The sequence below is a fragment of the Micrococcus sp. GbtcB5 genome (assembly GCF_019091605.1).
Taxonomy (GTDB): Bacteria; Actinomycetota; Actinomycetes; order Actinomycetales; family Micrococcaceae; genus Micrococcus; species Micrococcus luteus.
Map to the genome: position 1 here is coordinate 12574 of NZ_JAGXJK010000025.1, position 18712 is coordinate 31285.

The 18712-nt window shown below is 73.5% G+C and carries 18 protein-coding genes; 7 read left to right on the forward strand and 11 right to left on the reverse strand.

The features are described 5' to 3' along the window. Positions 1 to 20: 20 nt before the first annotated feature. Genes KVS67_RS09445 through KVS67_RS09455 form a run of 3 tightly spaced genes read left to right on the forward strand, consistent with a single transcriptional unit; the run spans position 21 to position 3219 of the window. A complete protein-coding gene (locus KVS67_RS09445) occupies positions 21 to 1523 on the forward strand; it encodes an amino acid permease (RefSeq protein ID WP_063189171.1) in 1503 nt (500 codons plus the stop codon). A gap of 22 nt (positions 1524 to 1545) precedes the next feature. After that, positions 1546 to 2637, forward strand: a complete 1092-nt coding sequence (locus tag KVS67_RS09450; RefSeq protein ID WP_063189173.1) for a hypothetical protein — start codon at positions 1546 to 1548, stop codon at positions 2635 to 2637. A 33-nt stretch (positions 2638 to 2670) separates the two neighbouring features. Next, positions 2671 to 3219 (forward strand): NYN domain-containing protein, encoded by a 549-nt coding sequence (locus KVS67_RS09455; protein WP_063189174.1) that lies wholly within the window; start codon positions 2671 to 2673, stop codon positions 3217 to 3219. A gap of 22 nt (positions 3220 to 3241) precedes the next feature. Here KVS67_RS09455 and KVS67_RS09460 read toward each other — a convergent pair whose 3' ends face one another. Then, the gene (locus KVS67_RS09460) at positions 3242 to 4090 is read right to left on the reverse strand and encodes an HAD family hydrolase (RefSeq protein WP_036316534.1); all 849 of its coding nucleotides are present in this window, start codon (positions 4088 to 4090) and stop codon (positions 3242 to 3244) included. 73 nt (positions 4091 to 4163) lie between these two features. Here KVS67_RS09460 and KVS67_RS09465 point away from each other — a divergent pair, with 73 nt between their 5' ends. After that, the gene (locus tag KVS67_RS09465; protein ID WP_049146380.1) at positions 4164 to 5240 is read left to right on the forward strand and encodes a malate dehydrogenase; all 1077 of its coding nucleotides are present in this window, start codon (positions 4164 to 4166) and stop codon (positions 5238 to 5240) included. A gap of 103 nt (positions 5241 to 5343) precedes the next feature. Here the strand turns inward: KVS67_RS09465 and KVS67_RS09470 are convergent, their stop codons facing one another. Then, positions 5344 to 6264, reverse strand: coding sequence for a carbohydrate kinase (locus tag KVS67_RS09470; protein WP_010079702.1), 921 nt, complete (start codon positions 6262 to 6264; stop codon positions 5344 to 5346). A gap of 126 nt (positions 6265 to 6390) precedes the next feature. Here KVS67_RS09470 and KVS67_RS09475 point away from each other — a divergent pair, with 126 nt between their 5' ends. Next, positions 6391 to 7728, forward strand: coding sequence for a uracil-xanthine permease family protein (locus KVS67_RS09475; RefSeq protein ID WP_063189176.1), 1338 nt, complete (start codon positions 6391 to 6393; stop codon positions 7726 to 7728). A gap of 144 nt (positions 7729 to 7872) precedes the next feature. Here the strand turns inward: KVS67_RS09475 and KVS67_RS09480 are convergent, their stop codons facing one another. The 5 genes from KVS67_RS09480 to KVS67_RS09500 all read right to left on the reverse strand — a co-directional run bounded on the left by KVS67_RS09480 (position 7873) and on the right by KVS67_RS09500 (position 13232). Next, a complete protein-coding gene (locus KVS67_RS09480) occupies positions 7873 to 9264 on the reverse strand; it encodes an aspartate aminotransferase family protein (RefSeq protein WP_036316513.1) in 1392 nt (463 codons plus the stop codon). Between the two features lie 52 nt (positions 9265 to 9316). After that, complete coding sequence (locus tag KVS67_RS09485; protein ID WP_036341418.1) at positions 9317 to 10222, reverse strand: hypothetical protein; 906 nt, start codon at positions 10220 to 10222, stop codon at positions 9317 to 9319. A gap of 83 nt (positions 10223 to 10305) precedes the next feature. Beyond that, positions 10306 to 11031, reverse strand: coding sequence for a dienelactone hydrolase family protein (locus KVS67_RS09490; protein ID WP_063189180.1), 726 nt, complete (start codon positions 11029 to 11031; stop codon positions 10306 to 10308). Between the two features lie 72 nt (positions 11032 to 11103). Beyond that, positions 11104 to 11655, reverse strand: a complete 552-nt coding sequence (locus KVS67_RS09495; protein ID WP_063189182.1) for a YceI family protein — start codon at positions 11653 to 11655, stop codon at positions 11104 to 11106. A 296-nt stretch (positions 11656 to 11951) separates the two neighbouring features. Next, complete coding sequence (locus KVS67_RS09500; protein ID WP_063189184.1) at positions 11952 to 13232, reverse strand: Glu/Leu/Phe/Val dehydrogenase; 1281 nt, start codon at positions 13230 to 13232, stop codon at positions 11952 to 11954. A 344-nt stretch (positions 13233 to 13576) separates the two neighbouring features. Between KVS67_RS09500 and KVS67_RS09505 the strand changes: the two genes are divergently transcribed. After that, a complete protein-coding gene (locus KVS67_RS09505) occupies positions 13577 to 14542 on the forward strand; it encodes a CoA ester lyase (RefSeq protein ID WP_051995298.1) in 966 nt (321 codons plus the stop codon). Between the two features lie 111 nt (positions 14543 to 14653). Here KVS67_RS09505 and tctA read toward each other — a convergent pair whose 3' ends face one another. From tctA to KVS67_RS09520, 3 genes are read right to left on the reverse strand one after another with little or no spacing between them, the layout of a single operon-like run. Next, a complete protein-coding gene (tctA, locus tag KVS67_RS09510; RefSeq protein ID WP_063189186.1) occupies positions 14654 to 16159 on the reverse strand; it encodes a tripartite tricarboxylate transporter permease TctA in 1506 nt (501 codons plus the stop codon). A gap of 1 nt (position 16160) precedes the next feature. Then, on the reverse strand, positions 16161 to 16721 hold the full coding sequence (locus KVS67_RS09515; RefSeq protein ID WP_036384166.1) for a tripartite tricarboxylate transporter TctB family protein: 561 nt from the start codon (positions 16719 to 16721) through the stop codon (positions 16161 to 16163). Continuing rightward, positions 16718 to 17725: a tripartite tricarboxylate transporter substrate binding protein gene (locus tag KVS67_RS09520; RefSeq protein ID WP_063189188.1), complete on the reverse strand. Its 1008-nt coding sequence runs from the start codon at positions 17723 to 17725 to the stop codon at positions 16718 to 16720. Before KVS67_RS09520 ends, KVS67_RS09515 begins: the two co-directional genes overlap by 4 nt. Before the next feature lie 176 nt (positions 17726 to 17901). Here KVS67_RS09520 and KVS67_RS09525 point away from each other — a divergent pair, with 176 nt between their 5' ends. Continuing rightward, a complete protein-coding gene (locus KVS67_RS09525) occupies positions 17902 to 18252 on the forward strand; it encodes a universal stress protein (protein WP_041103511.1) in 351 nt (116 codons plus the stop codon). Positions 18253 to 18446: 194 nt separating this feature from the next. Here the strand turns inward: KVS67_RS09525 and KVS67_RS09530 are convergent. Further along, the coding region (locus KVS67_RS09530) for a transposase (RefSeq protein ID WP_217565288.1) at positions 18447 to 18712 on the reverse strand (266 nt) is incomplete at its 5' end.

Sequence of the window (18712 nt, forward strand, 5' to 3'; positions counted from 1 at the left end):
TCCTCCACCGAAAGGCCACCGTGGACACCAGCGCACCCCGGACGTCCCCGTCGACGCCGGCCGCCTCCGCCGCCCACGCCACCCATGAGGGCGGCTCCCTGCAACGCACCCTCAAGTCCCGGCACCTGACGATGATCGCGATGGGCGGCGCCATCGGCACGGGCCTGTTCGTGGCCTCGGGCAACACCATCGCGACCGCCGGCCCCGGTGGCGCCCTCGCGGCCTACGTGGCCATCGGCTTCATGGTGTTCCTGCTGATGCAGTCGCTCGGCGAGATGTCCACGTACCTGCCGGTCTCCGGCGCGTTCGAGGAGTACTCCACCCGCTTCGTGAGCCCCTCGTTCGGCTTCGCCATCGGCTGGAACTACTGGTACAACTGGGCGATCACGGTGGCCGCCGAGCTCGTTGCGGCGGCCCTGATCATGCGGTACTGGCTCCCGGACGTGCCCTCGTGGATCTGGTCCGCGACCTTCCTCGTGCTGCTCTTCGGCCTCAACGCCCTCTCCACGCGCGCCTACGGCGAGAGCGAGTTCTGGTTCTCGCTCATCAAAGTCGCCACCGTGGTGATCTTCCTGGTGCTCGGCGTCCTGATGATCGTCGGCATCCTCGGCGGCTCCTCCCCCGGCTTCCACAACTGGACGGACGGCGAGGCCCCCTTCGTGGGCGGCGGCGCCGGCATCCTGGCGATCTTCATGGTGGCCGGCTTCTCCTTCCAGGGCACCGAGCTGGTCGGCGTGGCCGCGGGCGAGGCCGAGGACCCGGAGAAGAACGTGCCCAAGGCGATCCGCACCGTGTTCGTGCGCATCCTGCTCTTCTACGTCGGCGCAATCACCGTCGTCGGCTTCCTCATCCCCTACACCAGCCCCCACCTGCTGGGCAGCGACGTCGAGGACATCTCGATCTCCCCGTTCACGCTCGTCTTCGAGAACGCGGGCGTGCTCGCCGCCGCCTCCGTGATGAACGCCGTGATCCTCACGGCCATCCTCTCCGCGGGCAACTCGGGCCTGTACGCCTCCACCCGCATGCTCTGGGCCCTGGCCGACTCCGGCAAGGCCCCGCGCTTCCTGGCGAAGGTGAACCGGCGCGGCGTGCCCATGAACGCCCTCTACGCCACCACCGCGGTGGGCGCGGCGTGCTTCCTGACCACGTTCATCGGGGACGGCGCCGCCTACGTGTGGCTCGTCTCCGCCTCGGGCCTGGCCGGGTTCATCGTGTGGATGGGCATCGCCTGGAGCCACTACCGGTTCCGGCGGGCCTACGTCGCGCAGGGCCACGACCCGAAGGACCTGCCCTACCGCGCCTTCCTGTTCCCCCTGGGCCCGATCGTCGCGCTGGTCATGTGCGCCGTCGTGATCCTCGGCCAGAACTACCAGGCGTTCATGGGCGACGTGGACCTCGTGGCCGTGGCCAGCGCGTACATCGGCCTGCCCCTGTTCCTCGCGCTGTGGCTCGGCCACAAGCTCGTCACCGGCTCGAAGCCGGTCCGCTACGAGGACGCCGACCTCACCCGCGTCCTGGACTGAGTCCCCCACCTCGGAGGTCGCCGTGCCCGCCCCCTCCTCCCACGCTCCCGCCGCCACCCACACCGCCCGGGGCCGCCTGGTCTGGGTGGACGTCGCGCGCGGCCTGGCCCTGGTCGCGATGATGGTCGCCCACACGGCGCCCGCCGGCGGCCCGGGTGGGGTGCTCCACCTCTCCGAGCACCTCACCGCGCCCCTGTTCGCGGCGCTCGTGGGCGTGGGCGCGCGCCTCGAGGCGGAGTGGCTGGGCCGTGGCCGGGCCGTGCCCCGCGCGCTTGTGCGGGCGGCCGCCCTGTGCGGGGCGGCGTGGCTGACCGGGCTCTTCGGGGCGGCCGTCGTGAACGTGCTGGCGCACCTGGCTGTGCTCACGGTGCTCATGGCACTGCTGGCCGCCCTCCCCCTCGCCGCGCACCTCGTGCTCGCCGTCCTGGCCGGCGGAGGCGGCCTCCTGCTCGCCGCCACGTCGACGGCCGACGTCGTCGACCGGCTCGTCCCCCTCGCTCAGGCCCTCGGGCTGAGCCGCGCGACGCTGACCCCGTGGGTCTCCGCGTTCCTCACGGACGGCCCGTACCGTCTCCCCCTGTTCCTCGCGTGGGCGCTGCTGGGGGCGGTGCTGGTCGCCACCGTCCACGGCACGACGACGGCGGCCCCGGCCCGGCGCGCACGGCTCACGGGGCTCGCCTGGGCGGCCGGGGGGATCGCGCTGGCCGGCGTCGTGCTCGCCCTGTCCCGGACGCAGACCGGCGCCGCCCCCGTGCCCTACACGGCGACCCCCGCGGAGGCCCTGCTGGACACGGGCCTGGTGCTCGCCGTCCTCGGTGCGTGCGCGGCCCTGGCGCCGCGGCGGGCCGGGCTGCTGGCCGTGCCCGGCGCGATGACGCTGTCCGTGTACGTGGCGCACCTGTGGTACCTCGGCTGGGTGCGGCGGCTCGGACCCGGGCCGTGGCGCAGCGCCACCGGCGCGGACGACACGTGGTTCAACCTGGCCGTGCTGGTCGTCGGCGCGCTGCTGCTGCCGCTGCTGTGGCGGGCCGTCGTGCGCGTCGGCCCGTTCCGCGCGGGGCCGCTCGAGGGCGTCGTCCGCCTGCTGACGGCCCCGTTCGACCGCGCGCGCTGACCGACGTCCATCCCAGCGGGTAGCCTCAAGAGCGTGAGCGAGCGAACCACTTACCTGCTGATCGACGGCGAGAACATCGACGCCACCCTCGGCACGTCCATCCTGCAGCGGCGCCCCCAGCCCGACGAGCGGCCACGCTGGAAGCGCCTGCTCGGCTACCTCGAGGACCGCTGGGACCAGCCGGTCAAGGGCCTGTTCTTCCTCGCCATCGACGGTGAGATCCCCATCCCGTTCGTCCAGGCGCTCACCGCCCTCGGCTTCCAGCCGATCATGCTGCGGGGCGAGGGCAAGGTCGTGGACATCGGCATCCAGCGCACCGCGGAGGCGCTGCTGGGCCGGGAGGACGACGTCATCCTCGTCAGCCACGACGCCGACTTCGCCCCCCAGCTCACCGACCTCGCGGCCACGCCGGGCCGACGCACCGGGATCATGGGCTTCGAGGAGTTCCTCTCCCACGAGCTGCGCCGCATCCCCGGGGTCGAGTTCTTCGACCTGGAGCACGCGGTGGGCGCGTTCGACTCGTCCCTGCCGCGCCTGCGCGTGATCGACGTCGAGGCGTTCGACCCGAACGAGTTCCTCTGACCCGCCGGGGGCGGCCCGCGGCTCAGTCCGTGGGCAGCTCCAGCAGGCGTTCGACGGTGGCGGCCACCCCGTCGTCGTCGCACGCCCCGACCACGCCGTCCGCCGCGGCCAGCAGCGACGGATGGCCCGAGGCCACGGCCAGGCCGAGACCAGCCCACTGGAGCATCTCCAGGTCGTTGGGCATGTCCCCGAACGCGACGACGTCGACCGGCGCGACCCCCCGGCTCGCGGCGAACTCGGCGAGGGTCGCGGCCTTGTGCACGCCCGGGGCGGACATCTCCACGAGCGCGATGCCGGGCGCGGAGTGCGTGGCACTCACGAGCTCGTCCAGCTCGGCGCGGGCCGCGGCGAGGAAGGCGTCCGGGGCCAGGGTGTCCGAGCGGGCCAGCAGCTTCACCACGCCCAGCCGACCCGGCAGCGCGGCCTCGAGCGTGGCCGCCGCGTGGACCTCGGCCCGGAACTCGGCGCGCTCGGAGAACGCGTGCTCCCAGAAGAAGCCCTCGAGGGTCTCGGCGCCGAAGGACACGGTGCGGTCCAGGGCGCGCAGCCGGTCCGTGGCTGTCCACACGGCCTCGACGGGCATGGGGTGGGCGATCAGGACGTCGTCCGTGGCGGTGTCCACGAGGACGGCGCCGTTGGAGCAGATCACCGGGCCGACGGGGCCGAGCTGCGCGCTCAGCGGGCCGAGCCAGCGGAGGGGACGGCCGGTCACGAACACCACCTCGACGCCGGCGTCGTGGGCGTCCCGCAGCGCCGCGATGGTGCGCGGGCTCAGGCGCCCCGACCGCGTGTGCCGGTACCCGATGATGGTGCCGTCCAGGTCCGTCGCGATCATCCGCGGACGGCGCGAGGGCAGGGGCAGGGCGGGCATGCGCTCAGTCTAGGCCGGGGCCGTGCGGCGGGCCGGGGTGTCCTCCGCGGGCGAGCGGGGGCACGATGGGGGCGTGGACACCGCACAGCAGACCACCGCACAGGACACCGCCCCGGACCCCGCGTCGACGACGCCCCGCACGGTCACCGTCACCGGCGCCGCCGGCAACATCGGCTACGCGCTGCTCTTCCGCATCGCCGCCGGCGGGATGCTCGGCCCGGACACCCCGGTCCGGCTGCGCCTGCTCGAGATCCCGGCCGCCCTGGGCGCCGCGGAGGGCACCGCCATGGAGCTCGCCGACGCGGCCTTCCCGCTGCTGGCCGACGTGGAGGTCACGGACGACCCGGCCCGCGCCTTCGACGGGGTCCAGCACGCGCTGCTCGTCGGCGCGCGGCCGCGCACGAAGGGCATGGAGCGCGGCGACCTGCTCGAGGCGAACGGCGGGATCTTCGGGCCTCAGGGCCGGGCGATCAACGACCACGCGGCGCAGGACGTGCGGGTCGTCGTCGTCGGGAACCCGGCCAACACCAACGCGCTGATCGCCGCCGCCCACGCCCCGGACGTGCCGGCCGCGCGCTTCACGGCGCTGACCCGGCTGGACCACAACCGGGCCGTGGCGCAGTTGGCCGCGCGGGCCGGCGTCGCGGTGACGGACGTGTCCGGCGTGACGATCTGGGGCAACCACTCCGCCACCCAGTTCCCGGACCTCACCCACGCCCGCGTGCGGGTGGACGGGACGTGGCGGCCGGCGCTCGAGGTGGTGGACCCGGTGTGGGCGAGCGAGGAGTTCGTGCCGCGCGTGGCGAGGCGGGGCGCGGAGATCATCGAGGTGCGCGGGGCGAGCTCGGCGGCGTCGGCGGCGTCCGCGGCGATCGATCACATGCGCGACTGGACCCTCGGCACCGGTGTGGACGCGGACGGTGCGCCGCGCCGGACGTCGGCCGCGGTGGTCTCGGACGGCTCCTACGGGGTGCCGGAGGGGCTGATCAGCTCGTTCCCCGTGACCTCCGACGGCGGCACCGCGTGGCGGATCGTGCCGGGGCTGGAGCCGGACGAGTCCGTGCTGCCGGGTGAGGGCGGGCGGCTGGCCGCGACCGTCGCCGAGCTGGAGGCCGAGCGCGACGCCGTGCGAGGGCTGGGCCTGCTCTGAGGCGGCCGGGATCGGCTGCGTCTCTGACCCTTCTGGGGGCGTCCCCGCCCGCCGGAAGGGTCGGATGCGCAACAGATTCGTGCGGGGACGGGCGGGCGTGGGATCAGTCCGCCAGCTCGGCCCGCGTGGGCGGGTCCGCCCCCGGGCGGGAAGCCGTGATCGCCGACGCGCGGGAGGCGTAGATCAGCACCGACTCGACGTCGGCCGGGTCCATCGCGTGCAGGCGGCCGCGGTTCGCGGCGCCGAGCAGGGAGCGGTCGTCGAGGGCGGCGAGCAGGGCGGCGGTGAACGAGTCACCGGCGCCCACGGTGTCCGCGACGTCCACGGGCACGATCGGGCGCTCCACCACGCCGTGCGCGGTGACGGCCACGATGTCCTCGGCGCCGCGGGTCATCACCACGAACGCCGGGCCCATCTGCTGCCACGCCTGCAGCGACTCGCGCAGCGGGCGGTCCGGGTACAGCCACGCGATGTCCTCGTCCGAGGCGTGCACCACGTCCGCCAGCCGCACGGACTCCTCCGCGCGGGCGCGGGCGAACGCCCGGTCCGGCACGATCGTGGGCCGCACGTTGGGGTCGTAGCTGATGGTCGTGACCGCGGAGATCCGCTCGAGCAGGGCCATCACCTCGGCGTCGCCGGGGGCGAGCATGGTGGCGATGGAGCCGGCATGCATGTGGTGCAGCGGGCCGCCGGCGGCGTCGTCGAAGTCCCGGGCGAGCGCGGCGGCGGGCGGCAGCGTCCAGTCCAGCTCGAACTCGTAGCTGGCGGCGCCCGTGGGGTCCAGGCGGGCGGTGGCCACGGAGGTGGCGGCGGCATCCGGCTCGAGCAGGCAGCGCACGCCGTTCTCCCGCAGATGCGAGGCGATCATGTCCCCGTGCGCATCGCGGCCGAGGCGGCCGGCGAACAGGACGGGCCGCTCCAGCCGGCTCAGGCCCACGGCCACGTTCAGGGGGCTGCCCCCGACGTGCACGCGGGGGGTCGCGGTGTCCGAGACCACGACGTCGACGAGCGCCTCTCCGATCACACCACAGTACTGAGCCACGCGCCCCACGGTACCCTAATCACCGGCGCGGAACCGGGGCTGTGCGCAGGCTTCCAGGCCCCCGAGAAACGCCCGACACCCCCATCCCCGACCCCTCGGCAGGCGGCCATGTCCCCCACCCCCACCCGGCCCTCGCGCGGCGCCGGCTGGCGCCTCCACGGCGACGGCCGCACCATCACCCCGGGCACCGTCGTCGCCCCGGACGAGCGGCTGAGCTGGCCCCGGACCGTGGGCATCGGCGTGCAGCACGTGATGGCCATGTTCGGCGCCACCGTGCTCGTGCCCGCCCTGACCGGCATGCCCGCGACGACGGCGCTGCTCTTCTCCGGCCTGGGCACCCTGCTCTTCCTGGTCATCACGGGCAACCGCCTGCCCTCGTACCTGGGCAGCTCGTTCGCGTTCATCGCACCCCTGACGGCCGCCGCCGCGATCGGCGGCACGGGGGCCGCGCTCGGCGGCATCCTGGTGACGGGCCTGCTGCTCACGGTGATCGGCGCGATCGTGCACCGCGCCGGCACCGGGTGGATCCACGCGCTCATGCCGCCGGCGGTGATGGGCACGATCGTGGCCCTGATCGGCCTCAACCTCGCCGGCGCCACGACGACGGCCATGCAGGAGGTGCCGGTCACCACGTTCGGCACGGCCCTGGCGGTGGTGCTCACGGCCGTGACGTTCCGGGGGCTCCTGGGCCGCCTGTCCATCCTCGTGGGCATCGTGGTGGGCTACGTGCTGGCCCTCGCGCAGGGCCAGGTGGACTTCGCCGCCGTCGGGGAGGCCGCCTGGATCGGGCTGCCGCCCTTCCACGGCCCGGAGCTGCGCTGGGACCTGCTGCCCCTGTTCCTGCCCGTCGTGCTCGTGCTGGTCGCGGAGAACATCGGCCATGTCAGGACCGTCGGGCTGATGACCAAGCGCGACCTGGACCCGCTCACCGGCCGTGCCCTGATCGCGGACGGCCTGTCCACCATGCTCTCCGGCGCGGGCGGCGGCGTCGGCACCACCACGTATGCGGAGAACATCGGCGTGATGGCCAGCTCGCGCGTCTACTCGACGGCGGCGTACTGGGTGGCCGGCCTGACCGCGATCGCCCTCGCGTTCCTGCCGAAGTTCGGGGCCGCCGTCGCCACCATCCCGGCCGGGGTGGCCGGCGGCGCGGGCATCATCCTCTACGGGATGATCGGCATGATGGGCGTGCGCATCTGGGTGCAGAACCGCGTGGACTTCTCCAACACCGTGAACCTCATGACGGCGGGTGCGGGCCTGATCATCGCGATCGCCGACCCCCAGCTCGTGGTCAGCGGGCTCGTGTTCGGCGGCATCACGCTCGGCACGGTCGCCGCCCTGGTGGTGTACCACCTCATGACGGCGATCGCCCGCGCCCGCGGCACCGAGCCGGTGCCCGAGGACGAGGAGCAGTTCGAGGCCTCGGAGGCCGGCCAACTCGGCTGACCCCGATCCCGCGCCACGCGCACTTTCGGTCGTGAGATAGGGCCAATCTCACGACCGAAAGCGCTGAGAACCCCCCTTTCACGTTCGAAAACGCGGGGTGGGCGGACTGGGGCGGGGCCGGGCGGGGCTGGGGGGCGGGTCCCGTCAGCCGGCCGCGACCTCCTCGTCGGCGAGGGCGAGGACCTGGTCGAGCACGTCGAGGCCGAAGCGCAGGTCCTCGTCCGAGATGTTCAGCGGCGGGCACAGGTGGAACCGGTTCTCGGCCATGAACAGCAGCAGCCCGCGGTCCTTGGCCTCGGCCATCATCCGCCCCATCACGGGCGCGACCTGACCGAGCGGGGCCAGCCGCTCCCGGGTCTGCCGGTCCTTCACCAGCTCGACGGCCCAGAACGCGCCGGCGCCGCGCACGTCGCCCACGCTCGGGTGGGCCGCGGCGATCTCGGCCAGGCGCGGCCCGATGACCTCCTCGCCGATGCGCTTCGCGTGGGCGACCATGCCCTCCTCCTCCATCGCGGTGATCGCGGCGACGGCGGCCGCGCACGCGAGGGGGTGGCCCGAGTAGGTCAGGCCGCCGGGGTAGGGCGTGGTCGCGAAGCTCTCGTAGACGTCGTCGCTCATGGCGACGCCGCCCAACGGCACATACCCGGAGTTGACCCCCTTGGCGAACGTGACGATGTCCGGGGTGACGCCCGTCAGCTGGTGGCCGAACCACTCGCCCACGCGGCCGAAGCCGACCATGACCTCGTCGATGATCAGCAGGATCCCGTGCTCACGGCACAGCTCCTTGACGCCGGCCATGTAGCCGGGCGGCGGCAGGAAGATGCCCGCGGTGCCGGGGACGGCCTCGAGGATCACGGCGGCCACGGTGGAGGGGCCCTCGAGCTCGATCACGTCGCGCAGGTGGGCCAGCGCGCGCTCGGCCTCCTGCTCGTCGCTCTCCGAGCCGAACGCGGAGCGGTACGTGTACGCGGGCTGGAAGTGCACGACGCCGTCGGACGCCGAGTCCGAGCCCACGCGCCGCAGGGAGCCGGTCAGGTTCGCCGTCAGGCGCGTGGCGCCGTGGTACGAGAGGTACGCGGAGAGCACCTTGTGCCGGCCCGTGTGCAGGCGTGCCATCCGCACCGCGTGCTCGTTGGCCTCCGCGCCCGCGTTCGTGAAGAACACGTGGTTGATGGACTCCGGCAGCCGCTCCGTGATCAGCCGGGCCGCCTCGGACCGGGCGTCGTTGACGTGCTGCGGGGCCACGGTGGCGAGCGTCTCGGCCTGCTCCCGGATCGCGGCCACGATCTTCGGGTGGCGGTGGCCGACGTTCGTGAAGACGAGCTGCCCGCTGAAGTCGACCATGGGCCGACCCTCGCCGTCCCACACCCACGACCCCTCGGCGTCGAGGATGGTCATGGGTGTGAGGTCGCGCTGCGCGCTCCACGAGTGGAACACGTGCGCGCGGTCGAGCTCGTGGGCGCGGCGGCCGCGCTCGATGGCCTCGTCGCTGATCCGGGGGTCCCGGCGGCCGACGTGCTGCTGATGCTCGGACATGCGCCCTCCTTGAGTGTGATGCGGCTCATTCCGAGCATAGGCGCGCCCGCCCTCAGCGCGAGCTGGCGCCCCGCCGCCCGCGCGCCACCCCCACGAACGCCTGCACGAGCTCCGAGTCGGCCGCCTTGAGCCAGGCCAGGGCGACGTCCCAGCCGGGGTGGCGGGCGTCGTCGTCGCCCTGACCCGCGGGATCCGCCCCATCGACGACGGCGGCGCCCGCCTCGGCCTGGGCCCGCGCCTGCTCGTCCGCGAGCGCGGACCGCGTGGCGGCGGCCTCGCGGTCGGCGCGGGACAGGCCCACGGTGTCGTCGAGGGTGGAGGCCAGCGGCAGCACGATCACGTCCTTGCGGCCGAACATGCGGGCCACGGACATCGGCAGCACGACGTGGCCGGCGCCGGACGCGGCGATCTCCAGGGCCATCCGCTCGCCCGCGCCGGGCAGCTCGGCGGCGTCCATCGGCTCCGCGCTGGGGGCCGGGGCGAAGCGGGCGGGATCCAGCTCCTCGTCCGGGTCGAGCTCGGCGGGCGGCACCGGGCCGTCCGCGTCCACGTCCCACGCGGCGAGCAGGTGGTCCCTGCCCACGCACACCACCGGCAGCTCGGAGTAGACGCCCACGAGGTGCACGTGCCGCGGGTCGACGTCGCCGGCGCGCAGGAACTCCTCGGCGGACACGTCGCGCCGGCGCCGCACGTAGCCCAGCTGCGGCAGGAAGTGGCGGGGCTGACCGGCGTCGTCGTGGGCGAGGTGGGCCAGCTGGGCCGCGTCGTCGTGGTTGACGAGCTGCACCGTGCGCTGGCGCGTGGTGAACCGCTCCACCCACGTGGACGGCGTGGCCCCGGGGATGGTGGCCAGGAAGAGGGTCTCGGGCGGGACGGGCAGGTCGGCCGGCGGCGCGGGCGCGGGACGACGCCGGCCCTCGCCCCCGGCACGGCCCGCGGGCTTCACGCCCTTGGCCACGCCGCGCCCGCCGGAGCGGGTGGACCGGGCGGGGCCGCCCCTGCTCGCGCGGGACTTCCCGCCCCGGCCGCCACGGGAGCCGCTCAGCGGACCTTCTCCTTCAGGAAGGAGACGGCGCGGTCCCAGGCGAGGGCCGCGGCCTCGGGCCGGTGGTTGCCCTGGGGGTTCTCGTCGTTGTGGAAGGCGTGCGGGGCGTCGTAGTAGAAGTACTCGACGTCGGCCCCGGACTCCTCACGGATCTGCTGCTCCTGCTTCCGCGCATCCTCGACGGGGAAGGAGTCGTCCTGCTCGGCGTAGTGGCCCTGGACGGCGGCGGTGACGCCGGAGAAGTCGCCGGGCACGCCCTGGCCCACGCCGTAGAACGGCACGGCGGCGGAGACCTTGTCCCCCTGCTGGGCCGCGAGGGCGAGCACGAAGCCGCCGCCCATGCAGAAGCCGATCGCGCCCACGGTCTGCGAGGTCACCTCGTCCCGGGCGAGCAGCCAGTCGACGGCGCCGGCCAGCTGACGGGCGCCCTCCTCGGCGGGCAGGTTCTGCATCATCTCGCCGGCCTCGTCGCCGTCGTGCGCGATCCAGCCGCCGTAGAGGTCCGGGGCGAGCGCGACGAAGCCGAGGTCGGCGAGGCGGTCGCACACGTCCTTGATGTGGTCCACCAGACCCCACCACTCCTGGATCACGATCACGCCGGGGCCCTTCCCGGCGGCGGGCAGCGCGAGGTAGCCGTGGCCCGTCCGGTCGCCGTCCTGGCCGGCGTCCTTGGTGGGCAGGTCGAACGTGACGTTCTGGTGCGGGGTCTTCGAAGCCATCATGGGCCCCACCCTACGAGGAGACCGGGCCCCTCATCGAGGGACCCGGTCTCGCCGCGCGAGGTCGGCTCAGGCTCAGGCCTGGGCGTCGGCCTCGGGCAGCACGAAGGCGGCGCCGATCTCGAGCTTCACCTTGTCCGAGACCAGGAGGCCGCCGGCCTCGGTGGCCGCGTTCCAGGTCAGGCCGAAGTCCTTGCGGGAGATCTCGCCCGTGGCCTCGAAGCCCACGCGGGTCGCGCCGAAGGGGTCCTTGTCCTGGCCGCCGAACTCGGCCTCGAGCTCCACGGTCTGGGTGACGCCGTGCAGCGTCAGCTCGCCGACCAGGGTGAACTCCTCGGGCTCGCCGCGGACCTCGGTGGAGCGGAAGGTCATGGTGGGGAACTGCTCCACGTCGAAGAACTCGTCGGAGCGCAGGTGGCCGTCGCGGCCCTCGTTCTTGGTGCTGATGGAGGCGACGTCGACGGTCACGTCGACGGAGGACTGGGCGAACTGCTCGGCGATGGCGAGCTGGCCCTCCACGGCGTGGAAGGTGCCGCGGACCTTGGAGATGCCCGCGTGGCGGACGACGAAGTCGACGTCCGAGTGGGCGGCGTCGAGATTCCAGGTGCCGGTGGTGATGGCGTGCATGGGGTGCTCCTTCTGAAGCGGGTCTGTCTGGTGTGTCCGGGGTGGGCCGCGGCGGGGGCGGCGGCTCCTCGGCCTCCGAACTTGTTTCAAATTCAAACATCATCCGGGCAGGCCGTCCACGCTTGATCGTCAAAATTCGAAATAGAGACGGAGGTCACGGTCCGGGGGCACATCAGGCCGCGTCCGCCCACGACGACGGCCCGGAACCTCCGGGGTTCCGGGCCGTCGGCCCGCGGTCGGGCAGCGGGGCCGCGCTCGGGCGGCCGGACGGGGTCAGGCGGCGGGGCCGCCCCCCGTCACGGGTAGAGGCCGCGGGTGCGGTGGGCCTCGGCCACGCGCTGGACAGCGGTCAGGGTGGCGGCCTCGCGCAGGCTCACGCGGCGGCTCTCGGAGGTGGCCAGCACCGCCTTCCATGCGGCGACCATGCGCCGCTTCAGGCGCTCGTCCACCTCCTCGCGGCTCCACCAGTAGGCCTGGTTCGCCTGGACCCACTCGAAGTAGGAGACGATCACGCCGCCGGCGTTGGCCAGGATGTCCGGGACGACCAGGACGCCCTTCTCCTCGAGGATGCGGTCGGCCTCGCCCGTGGTGGGGCCGTTGGCGCCCTCCACGACCAGCCGGGCGCGCACGCGCGGGGCGTTCTCCTCGGTCAGCACGGACTGCACGGCGGCCGGGACCACGAGGTCCACGTCCATCTCGAGCAGCTCGTCCGCGTCCATGGGCTCGGTGCCGGGGGTGTCCTTCACGGAGCCGGTGTCCCAGAGCTGCTTCTGCAGGGCGTCGTAGTGCAGGCCCTCGTCGTCGCGCACGGCGCCGTACTGGTCGGACACGGCCACGACCTTCACGCCGGCCGCCTCGAGCAGCTCGACCGTGCCGGCGCCGACCTTGCCGAAGCCCTGGACCGCCGCCGTCGCCTGCGACGGCTCGATGCCGAGGTGCTCGAGCGCGGCGAGCGCCACGTGGACCACGCCCGCCGAGGTGGCGGAGGCGCGGCCCAGCGAGCCGCCGAGCGAGACGGGCTTGCCGGTGACCACGCCGAGCGTGGTGTGGCCGACGTTCACCGAGTAGGTGTCCATCATCCAGGCCATGGTCTGCTCGTCCGTGCCCACGTCCGGGGCGGGGATGTCCACCTCGGGGCCGATGATCGGCTGGATCTCGGAGGTGTAGCGGCGGGTGACGCGCTCGAGCTCGGCCTTCGAGTACTGGCGGGGGTCGATGGTCACCCCGCCCTTGGCGCCGCCGTAGGGCACGTCCAGCAGGGCGCACTTCCAGGTCATCCACATGGCCAGCGCGCGGACCTCGTCCAGGTCCACGTCCTGACTGAAGCGCACGCCGCCCTTGGCCGGGCCGCGGGAGAAGTTGTGCTGCACGCGGTAGCCGCGGAGCACCTCGGTGGAGCCGTCGTCGCGGCGCAGGGGGATGGAGACGGCCATCTCGCGGCGGGGGGCGGCGAGCATCTGGTGCAGGCCCTCGTCGTAGCCGAGCGTCTTCACGGCGGCGGAGAGCTGGGCCAGGGCGTTGTCGAGCGGGGAGGACGGCGCCGTCACGGCCTCGTCCTCGGCGGGGATCCTCGTCATTGAGCGTCCTCGTGGTCCGGTGGGAAGGAATGTGTCGCGGCCCGACCGACGCGCGGAGGGCCGCGCCCCATTGCGCGGCCGACGCCGTCCGGACCGCGATGAACGCTACGCGCTCCCCCCGCACCCGTCACCCCTTCTCAGCCGAGATCCACGCCCACCCGGGTGACGTCGGACACGGTGGCGTGTACTGTGCTGTGGACGCGCCGCACACCCGCGGCGCCCTTCGGCGTCGAACCGACGCCGCTCGCTCAGGGCCCACCTGGTCCGTCCCCCGGCCGTCCGCCGCGCGAGGCACCCCGCCCGCGACCTCGGCCCGACGCCCCAGCCCCGTGAAGGAGCCCCTCATGACCGTGACCCTGCCCGCCGCGATCACCCCCTCCCCCGCGTTCCAGCCCGTGCCCGGCCAGCGCATCGATCCGGAGCTCGCCCGCTCCTGGTTGCTGGTCAACGCCGCCCAGCCCGAACGGTTCCAGCCCGCCGAGGACTCGGCCGCGGACATCGTCATCCTCGACATCGAGGACGCCGTGGCCCCCAAGGACAAGGACCAGGCCCGCGCGGACGCCGTCGCCTGGCTGACCTCCGGGCACACCGGCTGGGTGCGGCTCAACGGCTACGGCTCGCGGTGGTGGGAGCAGGACGTCGAGGCGCTCGCCGCGGCCCTGCCCGCGCACCTGGGCGGGCCGGTCGCCGAGGGCGGCCTGGCCGGCGTCGTGCTGGCGATGGTGGAGTCCACGGACCACGTGAACGAGACCGCCCGGCGGCTGCCCGGGGTGCCCGTCGTGGCGCTCGTGGAGACGGCGCGCGGGCTGCAGCGGATCGACTCGATCGCCGCCGCGAAGGGCACGTTCCGGCTGGCCTTCGGGATCGGCGACTTCCGCCGCGACACCGGCCTGGGCGAGTCGCCGCAGGCGCTGGCGTACACGCGGTCCCAGTTCACGATCGCGGCGCGGGCCACGGGGCTGCCGGGCGCGATCGACGGGCCGACCGTGGGCTCCACCGGCGTGAAGCTCGCCGAGGCGACGGCGGTGACCGCGGAGTTCGGCATGACCGGCAAGCTGTGCCTCGCGCCGGAGCAGTGCGCGGCCGTGAACGAGGGGCTCAGCCCGTCCCAGGAGGAGCTGGCGTGGGCCCACGAGTTCCTCGCGGACTTCGAGGCCGACGGCGGCGAGATCCGCAACGGCTCCGACCTGCCCCGCAAGGCGCGCGCGGAGAAGATCCTCGGGCTGGCCACCGCGTTCGGGGTGCGCTCCACGCGGTACCCGGACCAGGACAACGCGATCACGGCGCCGTCGGACACGTACCACTACTGAGCGGGGCCGCCGCCCACCAGAAACGCGGGTTGAGTTGTCACGGGTGCGGAGGCCGCACACCGGTGACAACTCAACCCGCGTTGCCTCGGGGGACGTGGATCCCTCCTCCGCTCACACGTCCTGGCGCGTCCGGCGCACGACGGCGGCCCGCACGGAGAACGCCACCACGAGCACGAGGATCCCGTAGATCACCCACGTGATGGGGGTGGAGACGAGCACGGCCGGGTCGCCCACCGAGCTGAGCAGGGCGTCGCGCAGGCTGGTCTCCGCGAGCGGGCCGAGCACCATGCCGATCATCAGCGGCGCCAGCGGGTAGCCGTACCGCCGCATCAGGAAGCCCAGCACGCCGATCCCCAGGAGCATCAGCAGGTCGAACACCGCGCCCGTGGTGGCGTAGATGCCCAGCCCGCAGAACAGCGTGATCCCCGCATAGAGGTAGTGCTTCGGGATGAGCAGGAGCTTGGCCCACAGCTGCGCGAACGGCAGGTTGATCGCCAGCAGCACGACCATCGCGATGAAGAAGCTCGCCAGCAGCGCCCACACGAGGTCCGGGCTGCGGTCGAACAGCAGGGGGCCGGGCTGCAGCCCGTACTGGCGGAACGCCGCCAGCATGATGGCCGCCGTCGCGGAGACGGGCAGGCCGAGCGTGAGCAGGGCACCCATCGCCATGCCGGTGGTCGAGTTGCCCGCGGCTTCGGGGGCCGCCAGCCCGCGGATCGCGCCGCGGCCGAACTGCGGATGCGCCCGGCGCCGGTCCAGGCGCCGCTCGGCCGAGTACGCCAGGAACGTCGGCACCTCGGAGCCGCCCACCGGCACGATGCCGAACGGCAGGCCGATCGCCGTGCCGCGCAGCCACGCCGGGGCGGCCTCGCGGAACTCGGCGCCCGACAGCCACGGCCGGCCGGTGCGGCGGATGCGCAGGTCCTCGTGCTCGCGGCGCACCCGGGAGGCCACGTGGAACACCTCGCCGAGCGCGAGGATCGCCACCGTGACGGTCACGAGCGGGATGCCGTCGAACAGCTGCGGGGAGCCCATCGTGAAGCGCTCGGCGCCGGTCACCGCATCGATCCCGACGACGGCGATGCCCAGTCCCAGCACCAGGGAGGCCAGGCCGCGCAGCACCGAGTCCGCGACCACCGAGGAGGTGGCCACGAACGCGAAGAGCGCGAGCGCGAAGTACTCCGCGGGGCCGAATCTCGTGGAGAACTCCGCCAGCACGGGGGCGAGGAACACGACGCACACCGAGGCCACCATGCCGCCGATGAAGGCGCCGAGCGCCGCCGTCGCCAGGGCCTGGGCCGCCCGGCCGTCCTGAGCCATGCGGTGGCCCTCGAACGTGGAGGCGATGGCCGAGGCCTGGCCGGGGGTGTTCATGAGGATGGCCATGGTGGAGTCGCCGAAGAGGCCGCCGAAGTACACGCCGGAGAACATGATGAACGCGGCGGTGGGCTCGAGGGCGAAGGTCATGGGCAGCAGCAGGGCCACGGCCATCGAGGAGCCGAGACCGGGCATCACGCCGACCGCGGTGCCGAGCAGGCAGCCCAGCACCACCCAGAGCAGGTTCATGGGGGTGAGGGCTCCGGCGAAGCCCTCCATGAGGAGTCCGAGGGTCTCCATGTCAGAAGCCACCTCCCAGGATGCCCGAGGGCAGGGTCAGGCCCAGGGCCACCGCGAAGCCGAGGTAGGCCAGCGAGGAGACGAACAGGGCGACGAGGATGTCGAACACGGGATGCGGGGCGCCGAACGCCCGCGTGACGCACCAGAACAGCAGCGCCCCGGCGAGGATCCACCCCAGCCAGGGCAGCAGGACGGCGAACGCGAGGAAGCCGAGGAAGCACCAGGCCAGCGCGCCGAAGTCCGAGTGGAACAGGGTCAGCGGACCGGCCGCCTGGCCGATCTCGCCGTCCGCGTCGGCCTGACCCTCGGGGGACTGGCGCACGCGCACGACCTCCACCGCGAGCGCGGCGGCGATCACGAGGCCCGCGACCGCGAGGATCAGCGGAAAGAAGTCCGGGCCGGGGAAGTCGGCGCCCTCGGTGTCCATGGCCAGGGATCCCAGCAGCAGGTAGAGGCTGAACGCGGCCAGCACGGCCGGCATGACGAGCGCGGAGAGCCCGGCGGCGCGTCCCCAGCGGGAGGGGGCGTCGGCGGCGGGGGGGACGGTGGATGCGTGGCTCACTTGATCTCCTCCGTCAGCGTGCCGATGCGCTCCTTCTCGGCGGCGATGAACTCCTCGAGTTCGGCGCCGGAGAGGGGCACGGGGTTCCAGTAGTTGCGCTGCACCGCTTCCTTCCACTCGGGGGTGTCGACCGCCTCGGCGATGAGGGCCTCGAGCTCGGTGCGCTCCTCCGCGGAGACGCCCGGGGGCACGAACAGGGCGCGCCAGTTGGTGAGCGTGACGTCGTAGCCCTGGGAGCGCAGGGTCGGGATCTCCTCGACGCCGGCCAGCGGCTCGGCCGCCACCACGCCGAGGGCGCGCAGTCGGCCGGCCTCGACCTGCGGGTAGATGTCCGCGAAGCCGCCGGCGGAGGCCTGGGCGGTGCCGTTGAGCAGGGCCTGGATGGCCTCGCCGCCGCCGTCGGACGGGATGTAGGTGGTGTCCGCGACCGGCACGTCGGCCGTGCGGGCGATGTCCGCCATGACGAGCTGGTCGAAGGAGCCGCCGCCGGTCCACGCCACGTGGGCGGGGTCGGCGCGCCAGGCGGTCACCAGGTCGTCCATGCTCTGGTACGGCGAGTCCGCCGGGACCACCACGAGGCTGTACTCCTCGACGACGCGGCTGACCGCGGTGACCTGGGAGAGCTCGGGGCCGGTGCCACGGGCCGCGTGGGCGGCGATCTGGCCGGTGCCGCCCACCATGAGGTTGTTCGCGTCCTCGAGCGTGGTCAGCTGACCGAGGGCGATGTTGCCACCGGCGCCGGGAATGTTGACCACCTGGACGTTGTTCACGAGCCCGTTGACGCGCATGGCCTGCTGCAGCTCGCGCTGGAACGAGTCCCAGCCGCCGCCGGCGGCCGCGGGGGCGATGAGGGTCAGGTTGGTGCGGATGTCGTTGCCTCCCGAGGCCGAGCGGATGGAGAAGGCGGAGGCCGCGAGCACGGTGAGCACCGCGATCACACTGAAGACGATCCGGCCGATCCCCGTGCGTCGGCGCGGGGGGCCGTCGGGGGAGGTGGAGGACATGGCGGTTCCTAACAGAGACACCCCGCCGCCAGGGAGTGGCGCCGGGGACAGGTGCGAGTGGTGGAGGTCACGGTAGCAGTGGGGCGGGGCGGCGTGCACTCTGCGTCCGCAGAGTGACCGACGACAACCGGTCCGGGTGGTGACGGGGGCCGCGTCCATGACGCACAGTGGTCCCCATGACGATCATCAGCACCGGAACCAGCACCCCCGAGAGCGCCGCGGCCTGGCGGGCCGCCCTGGCCGAGGCAGCCCTGCGCGGAGAGGACGTGGTCTGGTTCTCCCTCGACGGGACCGAGCCGGACGAGGCGGAGGCGCGCGAGGCCGGCGTCGTCGCGTCCGTGGCGCACGCCCAGGAGCGCGGCCGGGACGCCGTCGGCGACCTGCTCGAGCACGCCGAGCGCGTGGGCGCGAGCCGGATCGTGGTGGGCGTGAAGCACCGCTCCCCCGTGGGCAAGCTGCTGCTGGGATCGGCCGCGCAGCAGATCATCCTCGAGGCGCGCGTCCCGGTGGTGTGCGTCAAGCCGTGAGGGCCGGCGTCGGGCGGGCGGCCCTGCGCCCGGCCCACCCCGCGGCGTTTGGGGGCGGTTTCGGGCGGTATTCGGCGTGGATACCGCCCGAAACCGCCCCCAACGGGTGAGTGGGGACCAGCCCGGGAACGCCGAAGGCCCCGGAACCGTGTGGTTCCGGGGCCTTCGTCCTCGGTGGGCCGTTTGCAGGCTCTTCACAATCGAGGGTGTAGACGGGGCTTGAATCCTCCACTCTCGAGCAAGGACCTAGCGATGTAGTTGGTGAGATTCCGGAAGCCCAAGGCGGATCCGCGTAGGTGCTCGAGTCGACCGTTGATGGCCTCGGTGGGTCCGTTGGAGGTGCCGGGTCGGTCGAAGTAGGCCAGGATGTCCGCCGCCCTCTTCTTCAGCGTCCTACCCAGACCGGCCAGCTCGATGAGCTTGGTCGGCACCGCTCGGCCCAGCTTGGCGATCAGCTGCT